The sequence below is a fragment of the Streptomyces sp. NBC_01363 genome, assembly GCF_026340595.1.
Lineage (GTDB): Bacteria > Actinomycetota > Actinomycetes > Streptomycetales > Streptomycetaceae > Streptomyces.
The window spans coordinates 1,790,566-1,805,816 of the sequence record NZ_JAPEPF010000002.1 but is presented as its reverse complement, the minus strand read 5'-3'; the positions used below and the strand labels follow the sequence as shown (position 1 = coordinate 1,805,816).

The 15,251-nt window shown below is 71.6% G+C and carries 14 protein-coding genes; 11 read left to right on the top strand and 3 right to left on the bottom strand.

The window, feature by feature from the left end:
- Positions 1-360 precede the first annotated feature (360 nt).
- The 3 genes from OG611_RS35945 (at position 361) to OG611_RS35935 (ending at position 4,787) form a co-directional block, all read left to right on the top strand.
- On the top strand, positions 361-1,275 hold the full coding sequence (locus tag OG611_RS35945; RefSeq protein WP_266429984.1) for a diiron oxygenase: 915 nt from the start codon (positions 361-363) through the stop codon (positions 1,273-1,275).
- A 28-nt stretch (positions 1,276-1,303) separates the two neighbouring features.
- Positions 1,304-2,965, top strand: a complete 1,662-nt coding sequence (locus tag OG611_RS35940) for an FAD-dependent oxidoreductase (RefSeq protein ID WP_266429982.1) — start codon at positions 1,304-1,306, stop codon at positions 2,963-2,965.
- 205 nt (positions 2,966-3,170) lie between these two features.
- Positions 3,171-4,787: a metallophosphoesterase gene (locus OG611_RS35935; RefSeq protein ID WP_266429979.1), complete on the top strand. Its 1,617-nt coding sequence runs from the start codon at positions 3,171-3,173 to the stop codon at positions 4,785-4,787.
- A gap of 73 nt (positions 4,788-4,860) precedes the next feature.
- Here OG611_RS35935 and OG611_RS35930 read toward each other — a convergent pair whose 3' ends face one another.
- A complete protein-coding gene (locus tag OG611_RS35930; RefSeq protein ID WP_266429976.1) occupies positions 4,861-5,388 on the bottom strand; it encodes a DoxX family protein in 528 nt (175 codons plus the stop codon).
- A gap of 238 nt (positions 5,389-5,626) precedes the next feature.
- On the opposite strand from OG611_RS35930, the gene OG611_RS35925 reads away from it, so the two are divergent.
- The gene (locus tag OG611_RS35925; protein WP_266429973.1) at positions 5,627-7,642 is read left to right on the top strand and encodes an NADPH-dependent 2,4-dienoyl-CoA reductase; all 2,016 of its coding nucleotides are present in this window, start codon (positions 5,627-5,629) and stop codon (positions 7,640-7,642) included.
- 77 nt (positions 7,643-7,719) lie between these two features.
- Positions 7,720-8,259: a PadR family transcriptional regulator gene (locus OG611_RS35920; RefSeq protein ID WP_266429970.1), complete on the top strand. Its 540-nt coding sequence runs from the start codon at positions 7,720-7,722 to the stop codon at positions 8,257-8,259.
- An 88-nt stretch (positions 8,260-8,347) separates the two neighbouring features.
- On the opposite strand, the gene OG611_RS35915 is transcribed toward OG611_RS35920, so the two are convergent.
- Together OG611_RS35915 and OG611_RS35910 are read right to left on the bottom strand one after the other, a co-directional pair.
- Complete coding sequence (locus OG611_RS35915) at positions 8,348-9,313, bottom strand: hypothetical protein (protein WP_266429968.1); 966 nt, start codon at positions 9,311-9,313, stop codon at positions 8,348-8,350.
- A complete protein-coding gene (locus OG611_RS35910) occupies positions 9,310-10,191 on the bottom strand; it encodes a phosphatase PAP2 family protein (RefSeq protein WP_266429965.1) in 882 nt (293 codons plus the stop codon). Before OG611_RS35910 ends, OG611_RS35915 begins: the two co-directional genes overlap by 4 nt.
- Before the next feature lie 162 nt (positions 10,192-10,353).
- Here OG611_RS35910 and OG611_RS35905 point away from each other — a divergent pair, with 162 nt between their 5' ends.
- The 6 genes from OG611_RS35905 (at position 10,354) to OG611_RS35880 (ending at position 15,241) form a co-directional block, all read left to right on the top strand.
- Complete coding sequence (locus OG611_RS35905; protein ID WP_266429962.1) at positions 10,354-10,977, top strand: TetR/AcrR family transcriptional regulator; 624 nt, start codon at positions 10,354-10,356, stop codon at positions 10,975-10,977.
- A 260-nt stretch (positions 10,978-11,237) separates the two neighbouring features.
- Positions 11,238-12,059 carry an SDR family oxidoreductase gene (locus tag OG611_RS35900; protein ID WP_266429961.1) on the top strand — a complete coding sequence of 274 codons (822 nt, stop codon included), beginning with the start codon at positions 11,238-11,240 and terminating at the stop codon, positions 12,057-12,059.
- Between the two features lie 89 nt (positions 12,060-12,148).
- Positions 12,149-13,162 carry an SPFH domain-containing protein gene (locus OG611_RS35895; RefSeq protein ID WP_266429958.1) on the top strand — a complete coding sequence of 338 codons (1,014 nt, stop codon included), beginning with the start codon at positions 12,149-12,151 and terminating at the stop codon, positions 13,160-13,162.
- Positions 13,159-14,058, top strand: coding sequence for a hypothetical protein (locus tag OG611_RS35890; protein ID WP_266429955.1), 900 nt, complete (start codon positions 13,159-13,161; stop codon positions 14,056-14,058). Before OG611_RS35895 ends, OG611_RS35890 begins: the two co-directional genes overlap by 4 nt.
- A 132-nt stretch (positions 14,059-14,190) precedes the next feature.
- Positions 14,191-14,691 carry an NUDIX hydrolase gene (locus tag OG611_RS35885; RefSeq protein WP_266429952.1) on the top strand — a complete coding sequence of 167 codons (501 nt, stop codon included), beginning with the start codon at positions 14,191-14,193 and terminating at the stop codon, positions 14,689-14,691.
- Between the two features lie 55 nt (positions 14,692-14,746).
- A complete protein-coding gene (locus OG611_RS35880) occupies positions 14,747-15,241 on the top strand; it encodes an FBP domain-containing protein (protein ID WP_266429949.1) in 495 nt (164 codons plus the stop codon).
- Positions 15,242-15,251 lie beyond the last annotated feature (10 nt).

The following is a 15,251-nucleotide window of genomic DNA, read 5'->3' as shown; positions in this document are numbered from 1 at the left end:
CAGTACAGCACGACGACCCCGGCGTCCGGACCGCGGGCGGCCTCGGATGTCAGCCGGTCCGTCCGCCCACGCGGACGGGCCCAACACCACTGCGTCCGCTCCGTGTTCACCCGGGCGGTCGGCCGACGGGTCCTTGGCCGGTCCGGCCCGTCGCACCGAAGATCGATCGAGCGGATTCGCCACGGGGGGGGGTAGGCCCGCGCGGCACTCTTGCTATACGTTCCGTCCAACAGCTTGCTAGACGCGGTGTCTAACAAGTGAGGGAGGCGCTCGGCAGCCATGGATCCCATCGAGCGGGCACGGGATGGGGGTCACGGCCGGCCGGCGTGGAGTCGATCAGTCGATTCGAGGAGCCGCACCATGGCAAGCAGCACCGTTCGGCCGGAGGACCAGGACCGGCTCGACGAGCACGACGTCGCACGGCGCCTGCTCGATTCGTCGGCGAAGTTCTCGTACGACCCGGTCACCGAGGTGGACTGGGACACCCCGCTGGACAAGGACTTCCACGGTGCGAGCCCGGAGTGGAGCACGCTCTACGGCACCGCGTACTGGAACGAGTTGACCGACGCACAGCGCAAGGAACTGACGCGGCAGGAGGCCGCTTCGGTGGCCAGCACCGGCATCTGGTTCGAGATGATCCTGCAGCAGATGGTGCTCCGCGACATCTACACGACGGACGCGACCGACCCGCGGTTCCAGTGGGCCCTCACGGAGATAGCCGACGAGTGCCGGCACTCCATCATGTTCGCCCGCGGGGCGGCGAAGCTGGGCGCCCCCGCCTACCGGCCGCGCCGCGCGGTAATCGAGCTCGGCCGGGCCTTCAAGACTCTCGCGTTCGGCGAGGCCGCGTACGCGGCGATCCTGGTCGCCGAGGAAGTGCTCGACGTCATGCAGCGGGACTGGATGCGGGACGAACGGGTCGCGCCGTTCGTACGCACCATCAACAACATTCATGTCGTCGAGGAGTCACGGCACATGAAGTTCGCCCGCGACGAGACCCGCAAGCGGCTCCGGCATGCGGGCCCCCTGCGCCGGCAGATCAACGCGTTCGTGATCGCCGTCGCGTCCTATTTCATCGTCACCAGCATGGTGAACCGGCAGGTCTACGCGAACGCCGGGCTCGACACCCGGCGCGCGGTCGCCGAGGCCGGTGCGAACGAGCACCACAAGTCCCTGATGCGCTCCAGCTGTTCGGGCCTGATGGAGTTCCTGGCCTCGGCCCGCCTCCTCACCAAGCCCGCGCTGGCTCTCTACAAGCGCGCCGACCTGATCTGATCCGAGCCGAGCGACCCGAGCTGACGAGATGACCTACGCCATCACCCAGTCCTGCTGCAACGACGCCACCTGCGTCGCCGTGTGCCCCGTCAACTGCATCCATCCGACACCGCAGGAGCGGGCGTTCGGCAGCACGGAGATGCTGTACGTCGACCCGAAGTCCTGTATCGACTGCGGTGCCTGTGCCGACGCGTGCCCGGTCGACGCCGTCTTCCCGGTGGACAGCCTGCCCGCCGCACAGCAGGACTACGCCGCGATCAACGCGGCCTACTTCGCCGGGCAGGAGCCCGAACAGGGCGGCCGGGGCCCCAACTTCCACCACTGGGACGCGCCGTCGTTCGAGCGCGGCCTGCCGTCCGACTTCGCGCCGATCCGCGTCGCGGTCGTCGGTACGGGCCCCGCGGGCATGTACGCCGCCGAGGACCTGCTGCTGCACACCAACGCCGAAGTGACTCTGGTCGACCGGCTGCCGGTGGCCGGCGGGCTCGTCCGGTACGGCGTGGCGCCCGACCACCCCGCGACCAAGAAGGTGGGCGAGAGCTTCGCACGTCTCCACGCCCACCACCGGGTACGGATGCACCTGGGAGTGGAGATCGGCAAGGACATCACCGCGGAGGAGCTCGCCGCCCACCACGACGCGGTCGTCTACGCGGTGGGCGCCTCCACCGACCGCCGCATCGGCATCCCGGGCGAGGAGCTGCCGGGCAGTATCTCGGCAACCGCGTTCGTGGCCTGGTACAACGCCCACCCCGAGGTCGCGCCGGACACCGTCGACCTGTCCTCGGAACGGGTGGTCGTGGCCGGAAACGGCAATGTCGCCCTCGACGTCGCCCGCATCCTCGTCGCGAATCCGTCGGCCCTGGCAGGCACGGACATCGCGGATCACGCGCTGGCGGCACTGCGCGACTCGAAGGTGCGCGAGGTGGTCCTGCTCGGCCGGCGCGGCCCGGAGCACGCGGCGTACAGCGCCCCCGAGTTGCTCGCCCTCAAACATCTGCCCGGCGTGGAAATGGTCGTCGACGACCACGATCCGCGGACCGGCCCGACGATCGACGGCGCGGCCCCGGACGAGAAGGCCGGCCTGCTGCGGGGCGTGACCCGCGAGACGGTGGACTGGTCGCGCACACCGGCGCCGGGACGGCGCATCGTCTTCCGGTTCCACTCCGCACCTGTCCGGGTGCTCGGCGACGACAGCATGCGGGCCGTGCGTGTGACGGGAGATCAGGGCGAGCTGGACCTTGCGGCCGGCACGCTTGTGCGGGCGATCGGCTACCGCGGCGTGCCCGTCGCGGGGCTGCCCTTCGACGAGGCCACCGGCACCGTCCCGCACGAGGGCGGCCGCGTGACGGGGATGCCGGGGACGTACGTCGTCGGCTGGATCAAGCGCGGGCCCTCGGGCGGCATCGGGGCCAACCGCGCCTGCGCCGCCGAGACCGTCGGCACGCTCCTGGACGATGCCGTCGCAGGCGCCCTGCCCTCACCGGCGCCCGCGCCCAAGGCGTTCCGCCGTCTGGCCCGGAGCCGCAGCCGCAGCCGCAGCCGCCATGTCGTCGACGCCAAGGGGCTGGCCGCCATCGACCGGGCCGAGCTGGCGCGCGGCCGCGACGGCGGACGCCCGCGGGTCAAATTCGGCACGGTGCCGGAGCTGGTCGCGGCGGCGAAGGGCGGCCGCTGGAAGCTGTCGAGCTGAAACAGCCGGACGGGGCCGGGCAGGCCCCGTCCGCAGCCCCCGGTGGCCCCGTCAGACATTCATGATCGCTTCGCCCGGAAGTCGACCGGGCCGCACCGCGACCTGGCGCGCGACACCTAGCGTCCCTGGTTCAGACCAGTTATCCATCCGTTATGCAACCAGGCCGGGAATCCAGCGACTTCCCGGACCGGAGAACAGGGCCCCCATGAGACTCACCCCTCTCGTGATCGCCGCGACGTCCGTCGCGCTCGTCGCGCCGACCGCCGCCCAGGCCGACTCCCCCGGCACACGCACACCGGCCGCACCCGGTGTCAGCGTCCCGGGCGGACGGTACGAGCACTCGGTCGAGCTGAAGTTCCGGGCCGAGCGCGGTACCACCGTCCGCTACACGCTGGACGGTACGACCCCGACCCGCGACAGTCGCGTCCACTCCCCCGGCCGTCCGCTGCGGATCAAGAAGGACACCGATGTCACCGCGGTCGCCTTCCGGGGCAAGCGGAGCAGCGTCCCGGCGTCCTACGGCTATCTGATCAAGTCGCGGGAGAAGCCGCTCGCCCGGCTCGTCGTCATGTCCGATGTCCATGTCGGCAGCCATGCGAGCGCCGACAAGAAGTACGAGAGCTTCTTCGACACCATCGGGTCGATCTTCCCCGAGCCCGACGCGATCCTGTCCAACGGCGACATGATCAACGACAACGGTGACGGCAAGGGCCCCGACCACAAGATCGTCTCCGAGATCTTCCAGGCCAATCTCGCCCGCAAGGGCATGACCGGCACCCAGCTGCTGATCTCCAACGGCAACCACGACGCGAGCCTCGCGGCGATACGGGCCGGATATCCCAGGGCCTGGTTCCCGGACTCGGGCGGCGGCTACTACGAGTCCGACGTGAAGGGCCTGCATGTCCTCATGGTCAACACCGAGACGTACAACTCCGACACGGCCCAGCGCACCTGGCTCAAGGACCGGCTCGCCGCGATCACCGCCGACCCGGCCTACGCGGGCAAGCCGGTCCTGTTGCAGGGTCACCGGCCCACCACCGGGACGACGATGGACGGCCAGCAGGCCTCCAACCCGCGGCTCGCCGAGGATCTGAGCGCCTTCCCGCAGGCCATCCTCTTCTCCGGCCACTCGCACCTGCGCATCAACGACGACCGCTCGATCCACCAGCGCGACTTCACCTCGGTCAACGACGGTTCGATGTCGTACATCGAGGTCGACCACGGCTACCAGATGGTCACCGAGGACGGTCTCGCCGACCGTTTCGAGTCGCCCACCGCGCAGGCGCTCTTCGTCGAGGTCTACAGGAACCGTACGGAGATCGCGCGGGTGAACATGGCCGCGGACAAGCACGACATCTACACCGGTGGCCAGTGGTCGGCGAACTGGCAACCGCCGTACGCCAGCGCGGGCACCCTCGGCGGATCCACCTGGACCGTGCGGCTCAAGGGTTCGACGAGCCGGCAGATCAAGGACAACTTCCGCTACACGGACACCGCACGCAACACGGTGGCGCCGAGGTTCACCACGCGTGAGCCGCTGTCCCGGGTACGCGACGCCGAGGGCGGCACGGCACTGCGGATCGCGCAGGCCGAGGACGACCAGATGGTCCACCACTACGACGTCGACATCACCGACGCCGCGACCGGCGCCTCCGTCGTCAAGTCCAAGGTCCTCTCGGACTTCTACTTCATGCCCCGCCCGAACACCCTCGACATCCCGGTGCCGGGCGCGGTCCGCGGCGGCCGGTACGTGGCACGGGTCGTCGCCGTCGACGCGTACGGGAACGCCTCCCCGGCCGCTTCGCTGACCTTCCGCAAGTAACGGAGCGAGACCGGGTTCGGGACCGGGCGGCTCCCTCCCTGGGGTGCCGCCCGGTCCCTGTCCTGCCGGGCGGTCAGGTCGCGTCGGGATCGGCCGCGACCCGCCCCTTGGCGCGCCTGCCGACCACGGCCGCCGCCGCGACCGCGCTGCCCGCGAAGGCCAGGGCGACCGTCCACGGCTGGTTGAAGAGATGCCGGGTGGCATGGTCGACGGAGTAACGGCCGGGCCCGGTCAGACCGATCGCCGCGGCGGTGAAGCCTAGGAACGCCGGGTACTCGTAGCCACCGCCCTGCGCGAAGAAACCGGCGGGCGCGTGGACGGCCACGGCGCCCGCCATCGCCCCGGCCGCGGCAGCGCCGGCCGCCGGGGTGGCGAGGCCGAGGGCCAGCAGCGCTCCGCCACCCGCCTCGCCGAGCCCGGCGGCGAACGCGCTGTGCTTCGGCGGGTGGAAGCCCATCGCCTCCATCGCGGCGGTGGTTCCTTGGATACCTCCGCCGCCGAACCAGCCGGCCAGCTTCTGGGTGCCGTGCGCGGCCAGTACCGCGCCGGTGCCGACGCGCAGGACGAACAGGCCGAGGTCACGCCGATCGAGGCAGGCCATGGGGTGTCTCCGCAGGGGTTCGGGGGTGGTCGGGGTGTGAGGGGGCAGCCGCGCCGCGTCGGCCGGATGCCGCAGTTCCACTTTCCTCGGCGCGGGGCGCCTACGGGTCCTGGTGTTACGCCGTCCGGGGGACGGCCCCCGTGCGTGGTGCTGAGACGCACGCCATTATGCAACTTGTTGCACAATGGCGTTCCGGTGGTCTACAACTGGCGCAGACGACACTGCGCGAGGAGCCGCCATGAGCCCGTACCCGAATCTGCTGAGCCCCTTGGACCTGGGGTTCACCACGCTCCCCAACCGGGTGCTGATGGGTTCGATGCACATCGGTCTCGAGGAGGTCGAGCGCGGCTTCGAGCGGATGGCCGCCTTCTACGCGGAGCGCGCCCGGGGCGGCGTCGGCCTCATGGTCACCGGTGGCATCGCCCCCAGCGCCCGGGGCTGCTCCTTCCCCGGCGGGGCCAAGATGACCACCGAGGCGGAGGCCGAGCAGCATGCGCCGGTCACCGCGGCCGTACACGAGGCCGGCGGCCGGATCGCCCTGCAGATCCTGCATTTCGGCCGGTACGCGCACCACCCCGACCTGGTGGCGCCGAGCGCGATCCAGGCACCGATCAGCGCCTTCACCCCGCACGCCCTCACCGAGGACGAGGTCGAGGAGACCATCGAGGACTTCGTCACGGCGGCCGGGCTCGCGCGCCGCGCCGGGTACGACGGGGTCGAGATCATGGGCTCCGAGGGCTATCTGATCAATGAGTTCATCGCCGCCGCCACCAATCACCGCACCGACCGCTGGGGCGGCTCGTACGAGAACCGCATCCGGTTCCCCGTCGAGATCGTGCGCCGGGTCCGTGAGCGGGTCGGCAGCGACTTCATCCTGATCTACCGGCTGTCGATGCTGGATCTGGTGCCGGGCGGTTCCTCGCTGGAGGAGGTCGTGCGGCTCGCCCGCGAGATCGAGTCGGCCGGCGCGACGATCATCAACACGGGGATCGGCTGGCACGAGGCCCGTATTCCCACCATCGCCACCTCGGTGCCGCGCGGTGCCTACACCTGGGTCACGGAGAAGGTGCGCGGGGCCGTCTCCGTGCCGCTGGTGACGAGCAACCGCATCAACACGCCCGAGGTCGCCGAGGAGATCCTCGCCTCGGGCCGGGCGGACATGGTGTCGATGGCCCGGCCGTTCCTCGCCGACCCCGACTTCGTCGCCAAGGCGGCCGAGGGCCGCGCCGACGCGATCAACACCTGCATCGGCTGCAACCAGGCCTGCCTGGACCACATCTTCAGCGGCAAGGTCACCTCCTGCCTGGTCAATCCGCGTGCCTGCCACGAGACCGAGCTCGCCCTGTCGCCGACCCGCACCGTGAAGCGGGTGGCGGTCGTGGGCGCCGGGCCCGCCGGTCTCGCCTGCGCCGTCTCGGCGTCCGAGCGCGGGCACGAGGTGACGCTGTTCGACGCGGCCGAGGAGATCGGCGGGCAGCTGAACGTGGCGCGCAGGGTCCCCGGCAAGGAGGAGTTCGACGAGACGCTGCGCTACTTCCGTACCCGGCTCCGGGAGGAGAAGGTCGAGCTCCGGCTCGGTACGCGGGTCACGGCCGGCGCGCTCGACGGTTTCGACGAGGTCGTCCTCGCCACCGGTGTCACCCCGCGCTCCCTCGCGATCCCGGGCCAGGAGCACCCCAGCGTGGTCGGCTACCTCGATGTCCTGCGCGACGGGGCGCAGGTCGGCGAACGGGTCGCGATCATCGGGGCGGGCGGGATCGGCTTCGATGTCGCCGAGTTCCTGACGGACTCCGGCGACGCGGCGAGCCGCGACCCCGAGGTGTTCTTCCGGCAGTGGGGCGTCGACACCGACTACCGCGACCGCGGCGGTCTCCGCGCCCCGGAGCGTCCGAGGACCCCCCGGACCGTCCACCTGATCCAGCGCAGGACCGGCAAGGTCGGCGCGGGGCTGGGGAAGACGACCGGCTGGATCCACCGCACCGAGCTGCGGCACCGCGGCGTGACGACGATCGCGGGCGCCGCCTACGACCGGATCGACGACGACGGCCTGCACCTCACGGTCGACGGCGAGCAGCACCTCCTGCCCGTCGACACGATCGTGCTCTGCGCGGGCCAGGAGCCGCGCCGAGACCTGTACGAGGAGTTGGTCGCCGCGGGCCGTACGGCGCACCTGATCGGCGGCGCCGACGTGGCGGCCGAGCTGGATGCCAAGCGGGCGATCCGCCAGGGCACGGAGCTCGCGGCTTCGCTGTGACCGACGACCTCGTGGCACAGGGGCCGCGGGGCCGCTGTGTCGTCGGGCCACGGCCGGCCGTCCATAGGATGCACCCCATGTCTCTCCCGCACGCGATTCTCACCGCCCTGCTCGAGAAGCCGTCCTCGGGACTGGAGCTGACCCGCAGGTTCGACCGGTCGATCGGCTACTTCTGGTCCGCCACGCACCAGCAGATCTACCGCGAGCTGGGCAAGCTGGAGCAGGCCGGGCAGATCCGGGCGCTGCCCTCGGAGCAGCCCGCCCGTGGGCAGAAGAAGGAGTACGAGGTGCTGCCGGCGGGCCGCGAGGCGCTCTCCGCCTGGGTGGCCCGCACCGAGGACCCCAAGCAGGTCCGGGATCCGCTGCTGCTGCGCATGCGGGCCGCGGCGGTCGTCGGGGCACCTGGTCTGGACGCGGAACTCCGTCGCCACCTGGGGCTGCATCGCCGGCAGCTGGCGGAGTACCTGGAGATCGAGGAGCGGGACTTCCCGCCCGAACGGAACTCCGAGGAGGACCGGCTGCGTCATCTGGTCCTGCGCGGCGGCATCGATCTGGAGAACTTCTGGATCGGCTGGCTGACACGGGCACTGGATCAGGACGAGAAGCCGGGTCCGTAGACGGGTTGTCCTTGAACGCGACAGTTGGGCGGGCCATTGTCACGTCCCCCGCGACGCACCACCGGCCGACAGGCATCGCGTCCGCGCGTTACGAACCGCCCACCGGTGCCCGGCCCAGTTCCGGTCGCAACGCCGGCTGGTCCATCGGCCCCCGGCTCGCGATGACGACACGTGACGGCGATCCGGCCCCGGGCTTCGGCTCGCCCCCCGCCGTACCGGCGACGACCGGGGTCTCCGCCTGGGCACGGCTGAGCAGGATCACGCCCCGTACCGCCGCCGCCGTACCGAGCAGGGCCAGGAACAGGCTGGTCGTCCCGCCCTGGAGGCGTTCGCCGAGCAGGGCCAGGCCGATGGCCGCCGCGGCCACCGGATTGGCGAGCGTGACGACCGCCAGCGGTGCGCCCAGGCCGCCTCGGTAGGCGGTCTGGGAGAGCAGCAGCCCGCTCATCGCGAACGCGGAGACCAGCAGCGCGACGACGACCAGACGCCAGCTCAACAGCGGACCGGTGTGGTCGGTGACGGAGACGGTCAGGGTCTGGGTGAGCGCGGACGCGACCCCGGAAGTGATGCCGGACGCGGCGGCGTGCCGCAGGCCGGGGCGTGCTCCGGGCCTGCTGAGTCCGGCGACGACGGCCATGGTCCCCGCCCCGACGCCCAGGGCCTCGGGCAGGCTGAGCGTTTCGTGCGGGGCGGCGCCGCCCGCGGTCATCAGCAGGGCACCGAGACCGAGCAGGGTGAGGATCGTGCCGCGCCATTCGATCCTGGTGACCCGGCGTCCGGCGGCCCTGGCACCCAGCGGGACGGCGGCGACCAGGGTGAGGGCGCCGAGCGGCTGGACGAGGGTGAGCGGTCCGTACTTGAGCGCCGCGACATGCAGCAGCGCGCCACCGGCGTTCAGCGCGACCGCCGACCACCAGGCTCCTCGCCCGAGCAGCCGCAGCACCCCGGCGTCCGGTTCGGTCCGCCCGGCGAGCCGGGCCTGCGCCACCGCGGCCGAGGCGTAGGCGGCGGCGGAGACCAGGGACAGCGCGACGGCCATCACGGTGGCGTTCATCGCCGGGCTCCGGTCGAGGCGTACGGGGCCGCGGAGTACGTCTGCGATCCGGCGTACGCGGCCAAAACGGCGGGCTCGGCGGCGTGCGGCACGGCGGACGGCGCGGGTCCGCCCGCCGTGGCCGGCCACGGGAGAGGTGCCCGCACCGGATCCGTGCGCGGCAGCCGCAGTGCCGCGAAGGCCACCGCGAGCAGTGCGGAGACCACGATCGAGTCGAGCCAGTAGTGGTTGGCCGTGCCGACTATCACCAGCAGGGTGACGAGCGGATGCAGCAACCACAGCCAGCGCCACCGTGTCCGGGTCGCGACGATCAGCCCTACGGCGACCATCACCGACCAGCCGAAGTGCAGCGAGGGCATCGCGGCGAACTGGTTCGCCATCGAGTCGGTCGCCGGCGTCGCTCCGTACACCGTCGGTCCGTACACCTGGCCGGTGTCGACCAGTCCGGCGGCGGCCAGCAGCCGCGGCGGGGCGAGCGGGAAAAGCAGATGGAGGGCGAGCGCGGCGCCGGTGAGCGCGGCGAGGATGCGGCGCGACCAGACGTAGTGGCGCGGGCGGCGCCAGTAGAGCCAGCCGAGGAAGAGCAGCGTGGCCGGGAAGTGCACGGTCGCGTAGTAGGTGTTCGCGAGGTGGATCAGCGTCTCGTCGTGCAGCAGCAGGCTCTGCACGGCACCCTCGCCGGGCAGGTGCACGGAGCGCTCGAAGTCCCAGACGTGTCCGGCATTGCGATACGCCTCGTCGACATGACCGTTCGCGGCCTGCCGGCCGAGCTTGTAGATCACGAAGAGTCCCACGACCAGAAGCAGCTCGCGGACGAGGGGCGGTCGGGCAGAACTGTCCGGCTCCCGATCTGCTGGCTCGCTACCGGCGTACATCACCCGGTGCCCCTTTGCTGACGAAGCGGTGTTACGGCGGCATGGTCCGGTCCGTGCCGTATCGATACGCCAGTGTACCGATACGCGAACGTATCGGTACACGTGCGTATCGGTACACTGGCGTATCGAAGGACCTCGTCGCAGCTTCGCCGAGAGGGAAGACACATGTCGCCGCAGGACGTCGCACAGGAACCGGCACACACGCCGCGCCGCTCGAAGATCACGCCGGAGCGGGCGCAGGAGTTCTACGCGGCCGTGCTCGACATGCTGAGAGAGTCCGGTTACGAGGCACTCACCATGGAAGGGGTCGCCTCGCGGACCCGCTGCGGCAAGTCCACGCTCTACCGGCAGTGGGGCTCCAAGCCCGAACTGGTCGTGGCCGCGCTGCACGGCACCCGGCAGGCACTGCTTCCGCACATCGACACCGGCACGCTCGCGGGGGACCTGCGCGAGGCGGCGCGGGCGATCGGCGAGGGCTCGGGACGCGACACTCCGCTGATGCACGCGCTCAGCCATGCCGCGCTGCAGAGCCCCGAACTGCTGTGCGCACTGCGAGAGGCGCTGATCGCGCCCGGACTGGCGTCGATCGACGCCATGGTCCGGCGCGGTGCGGAGCGCGGCGAGATCCCGGCGGACAACCCGGCGGCGGAGTTCGTCTCCGCACAGCTCCTGGGCGTGGTGCGCGCCCGGCCGCTGCTGGAGGGAAAGAACGCGGACGAGGCGTACCTCACCCGCTTCGTGGAGAACGCGATCCTTCCCGCACTCGGACTGGGCGCGTCCGCGCCCTAGTCCCGACAGACGTGGGCCGTTGTCCGAGCGGATGACGACGACCCGCCGGCGCCGCACCGTGGGGACGGGGGCGGCGCACCATCCGGGCGGCCGGTGACCCCTCGGGGAGTCACCGGCCGCCCGCGGTTGCACCTCCTCGCGCCACGTCCCGCCCGGCAGGAGTGGCGACTATCCCACCAAACAAACAGTTGGTAGATTAGCCGATCGATCGGCACGGACTTCGACTGCACGCGCGTTCCGGAAAACGGCGGGGGCGGACCATGGACATCGGCAATCCCATCGACTTCACGGGGCGGGCCGTGGTCGTCACCGGCGGCACGAAGGGCATCGGCGCCGCGATCGCCGAGGCGTTTCTCGCCGCCGGCGCGGATGTACTGGTCTGCGGTCGCGGCGAACCGCCGGAGCTGCCCGGGAGCGGCACCCGCCGGGCACACTTCCGGCGGACCGACGTACGCGACCCGGCCGAGGCCGCCGCCCTGGTCGACGTGGCGGTGGAACGCTTCGGACGACTGGACGTGCTCGTCAACAACGCGGGCGGCTCCCCCGACGCCGACGCGGCCACCGTGTCACCGCGTTTCGTCGAGCGGATCGTCGCCCTCAACCTGCTGGCCCCGTTCTATGTGTCGCAGGCCGCCAACCGGGTCATGCAGGGGCAGGGCGACGGGGGGTCGGTCGTCAACATCGGCAGCGTCTCCGCGCACACCCCGCAGCCGGGCACGGCCGCGTACACGGCGGCGAAGGCCGGACTGCTGGCGCTGACCCGGGCACTGGCCCTGGAATGGGCGCCGAAGGTACGCGTCAACCACATCACGACCGGACTCGTCCGCACACAGAGCGCGGCATCGGTCTACGGCGAGGACGGTGGCGCCGCGGTGGCCGGGGTCGTCCCGATGCGGCGGATGGCGGCGCCGGACGACGTGGCGCGCGCCTGCCTGTATCTGGCGGGCGGCCTGGCCTCCTACGTCAACGGCGCCGATCTGGCGGTGCACGGCGGGGGCGAGGTGCCGGCCAGATTCCTCGCGGCGAAGGGCGGCCGGAGCGGCGACCGACCGGAGACGGTCCGACCGCAGGGGCCGCGCTGACCGAAGCGGGCAGCCGACCTTTCTCGTCCTCTTGACGATAACCAGCGTCCCCGTTATCGTCCCCACGACGAGAACAAAGGGGGGCCGACATGGCCGACATCACCAGGCGCTTCGGCTGGCGCCATCTGCGCTCCGCACCCACCGCGCACATCCGCCACCACAAGCGCGGCCGGCTCGCCCACGACGGGCCGGGGCTGAGCTTCTGGTACCGCTCGCTCACTGCCGCGCTCTCGGAAGTCCCGGTGAACGACCGGGAGTTGGCGATGGCTTTCCACGCCCGTACGTCCGACTTCCAGGACGTCACCGTGCAGGCCACCGTGACGTACCGGATCAGCGACCCGGCCGAGGCCGCCGCCCGACTGGACTTCTCGGTCGACCCGGACACCGGGGTCTGGCGCGGCGCGCCGCTGGAGCAGATCGCCACCCTGCTCACCGAGACCGCCCAGCAGCACACCCTGGACGTACTGGCCAGGACGGCGCTGGCCGAGGCACTGGTCGACGGTGTCGCCTCGGTACGCGACCGGGTCGCCGCGGGGCTCGCCGCCGAACCGCGGCTGCCCGCCACCGGCATCGACGTGGTCGCGGTACGGGTGGTGGCGATCCGCCCCGAGGCCGAGGTGGAGCGCGCCCTGCGCACCCCCGCCCGCGAGCAGATCCAGCAGGAGGCCGACCGGGCCACCTACGAACGCCGCGCCGTGGCCGTGGAACGGGAACGGGCCATCGCCGAGAACGAGCTCGCCAGCCAGATCGAACTGGCACGCAGGGAGGAGCAGTTGGTCGAGCAGCGCGGCACCAACACCCGCCGCGAGGCGGAGGAGCACGCGGCGGCCGACGGGGTGCGCGCCGAGGCGGAGGCCGCCCGCACGGTGCGGCTGGCCCGCGCCGAGGCCGAAGCCGCCCGTGAGGTCGGCGCCGCGCGGGCCGAGTCCCAGGCGGCCTGGCTGCGGGTGCACGGCGAGGTGGACGCCACGACCCTGCACGCCCTGGCGGCGACCAGGCTCGCCGAGAACCTGCCGCGCATCGACAGCCTCACCCTCTCCCCCGACGTACTCACCGGCCTGCTCAGCAAGCTCGGCAGCGCCGGTCCGGAGACCCGGGCATGAGCCTCGCCCCGCGCGCGGTACTGGTCCACCGCACCACCGAGTACGAGGAGTTGCTGGCCCGGCACGGCACGCACGGGCAGGCCGCCTTCTTCCTCTCCAGCCGCGGCCGGTCCATCGACGAGGTGGCGCGGCGGCACCGGCGGACCCAGCAGGCGCTCGCCGATGTGGCGGCGGCCGTGCCGCTCCAGTGGCGTCAGTCGCGGGTGGAGCGTGCGGACCTCGACCGTTTCCTGTTCGGGCCGGAGGACGTGGTGGTCGTCGTCGGTCAGGACGGACTGGTCGCCAACGCCGCCAAGTACCTCTCCGGCCAGCCCGTCGTGGGCATCGACACCGAACCCGGACGCAATCCGGGCGTGCTCGTCCGCCACCGGCCCCGCGACGCGGCCGCCCTGCTCCGGGCGGCCGGGGCCCCCGGCGGCACGGTGGACGAACTCACCATGGTCGAGGCGGTGGCCGACGACACCCAGTGCCTCCTCGCCCTCAACGAGATCTACCTCGGCCCGCCCGGCCATCAGACCGCCCGCTACCGGCTCGGCCCGGATGCTCCCGACGCCGCCGCCGAGCTGCAGGCCTCCTCCGGCGTCCTCGTCGGCACCGGCACCGGCGCCACGGGCTGGCTCCGCTCACTGTGGCAGGAACGCCGCAGCAAACTGCACCTCCCGGCGCCCACCGACCCCCGACTCCTCTGGTTCGTCCGCGAGGCCTGGCCGTCCCCCGCGACCGGCACCTCGCTGGTCGCGGGCGAGCTGGGGCGCGGGCAGGGGCTGAAGCTCACCGTCGAGTCGGACCGGGTGGTGGTCTTCGGCGACGGGATGGAGACGGACGCACTGGAGCTGACATGGGGTCAGACGCTACGGTTCGGCATCTCGGGGACATCGCTGCGGCTGGCCGTCTGAGGCGATGCCCCGGGCGGTGCGGCCCGCGCGAGAGGCGGCGCCGCGGTTGTCCGTAGGCTGCCCCCGTACGACCGGAGTGCCGGACCCCGCGTCCATGGCACTCCCCCACCTGCGAGGAGCACAGGGAGCACCATGAAGACCACGCCCGCGGACACCTCTTCCCGCAACACCCGTCCACCGCAGGCGCAGGCGGCTCTCGGCGTGGGGGTGATCGTGCAGGACGAACGGGGGCGGGTACTCCTCGGCAGGCACCACGGCGGGACCTGGGAGCTGCCGGGCGGCAAGGTCGACCCGACCCACGAGTCCATCGCCGAGGCGGCCGCCCGTGAGCTCCGGGAGGAGACGGGTCTGGAGGTCGACGCGGAGGACGTACGCGTATTCGCCATGCTCCACGACGTGGTCGGGGGGATCAACCGCGTGTCGATGGGCGCCGTGGTGACCGTGCGGTCGGGTAGCCCGCAGGTGACCGAACCCCATCTCATCAGCACCTGGCAGTGGACCGCATTCGACGCCCTGCCGGAACCGTTGTTCGCTCCCTCCGCCCAAGTGCTCGCGGCCTGGCACCCCGACCTCCCGATCGAACATCCGCCCGCGCACCGGCTGACCGTCACGGACGCCGTGGACGGCGCATAACCTTGCCTCATTAATCATTTGCCTAGTGGTCATAGGCAGAGTTAGCGTCCCTCGCATGAAGGCCGTGAGTGAGCAGGACATCCGCGCATCGTTCATCAACTGCTCCAAGGGGGAGGCCAAGCGTCTGCCGCTGCCCCGCGACCTCGACGAGCAGCCCTGGGACGATCTGGACTTCCTGGGGTGGCGGGATCTATCCGCCCCCGGGCGCAGTTACATCGTCACCGAACGCGACGGCGAACTCATCGGCGTGACGCTCCGCTTCCCCTCCCAGCAACGCGGCTTCCTCCATCGGAGCATGTGCTCCCTGTGTCTCACCACACACCCGGGGAGCGGCGTCTCGCTGATGACCGCCCGGAAGACCGGCGCCGCGGGGCGCGAGGGCAATTCGGTCGGCCTGTACATCTGCACCGATCTCGCCTGCTCGCTGTATGTCCGGGGCAGGAAGACCCCGGCGCCCGGCGGTCGCTTCAAGGAGACCCTGACGGTGGAGGAGCAGGTGGAGCGGACCAGGGCCAACCTCGACGCGTTCCTGGGCAAGCTCTTCGGCTGAGCCGGCGGGC

Excerpts from the sequence above, each read along its gene's own strand:
- OG611_RS35935 (WP_266429979.1), top strand. The coding sequence starts at position 3,171 with ATGAGACTCACCCCTCTCGTGATCGCCGCGACGTCCGTCGCGCTCGTC.
- OG611_RS35925 (WP_266429973.1), top strand. The coding sequence starts at position 5,627 with ATGAGCCCGTACCCGAATCTGCTGAGCCCCTTGGACCTGGGGTTCACC.
- OG611_RS35885 (WP_266429952.1), top strand. The coding sequence starts at position 14,191 with ATGAAGACCACGCCCGCGGACACCTCTTCCCGCAACACCCGTCCACCG.
- OG611_RS35915 (WP_266429968.1), bottom strand. The coding sequence starts at position 9,313 with ATGAACGCCACCGTGATGGCCGTCGCGCTGTCCCTGGTCTCCGCCGCC.
- OG611_RS35895 (WP_266429958.1), top strand. The coding sequence starts at position 12,149 with ATGGCCGACATCACCAGGCGCTTCGGCTGGCGCCATCTGCGCTCCGCA.
- OG611_RS35905 (WP_266429962.1), top strand. The coding sequence starts at position 10,354 with ATGTCGCCGCAGGACGTCGCACAGGAACCGGCACACACGCCGCGCCGC.
- OG611_RS35940 (WP_266429982.1), top strand. The coding sequence starts at position 1,304 with ATGACCTACGCCATCACCCAGTCCTGCTGCAACGACGCCACCTGCGTC.
- OG611_RS35930 (WP_266429976.1), bottom strand. The coding sequence starts at position 5,388 with ATGGCCTGCCTCGATCGGCGTGACCTCGGCCTGTTCGTCCTGCGCGTC.
- OG611_RS35880 (WP_266429949.1), top strand. The coding sequence starts at position 14,747 with ATGAAGGCCGTGAGTGAGCAGGACATCCGCGCATCGTTCATCAACTGC.
- OG611_RS35945 (WP_266429984.1), top strand. The coding sequence starts at position 361 with ATGGCAAGCAGCACCGTTCGGCCGGAGGACCAGGACCGGCTCGACGAG.
- OG611_RS35920 (WP_266429970.1), top strand. The coding sequence starts at position 7,720 with ATGTCTCTCCCGCACGCGATTCTCACCGCCCTGCTCGAGAAGCCGTCC.
- OG611_RS35900 (WP_266429961.1), top strand. The coding sequence starts at position 11,238 with ATGGACATCGGCAATCCCATCGACTTCACGGGGCGGGCCGTGGTCGTC.
- OG611_RS35890 (WP_266429955.1), top strand. The coding sequence starts at position 13,159 with ATGAGCCTCGCCCCGCGCGCGGTACTGGTCCACCGCACCACCGAGTAC.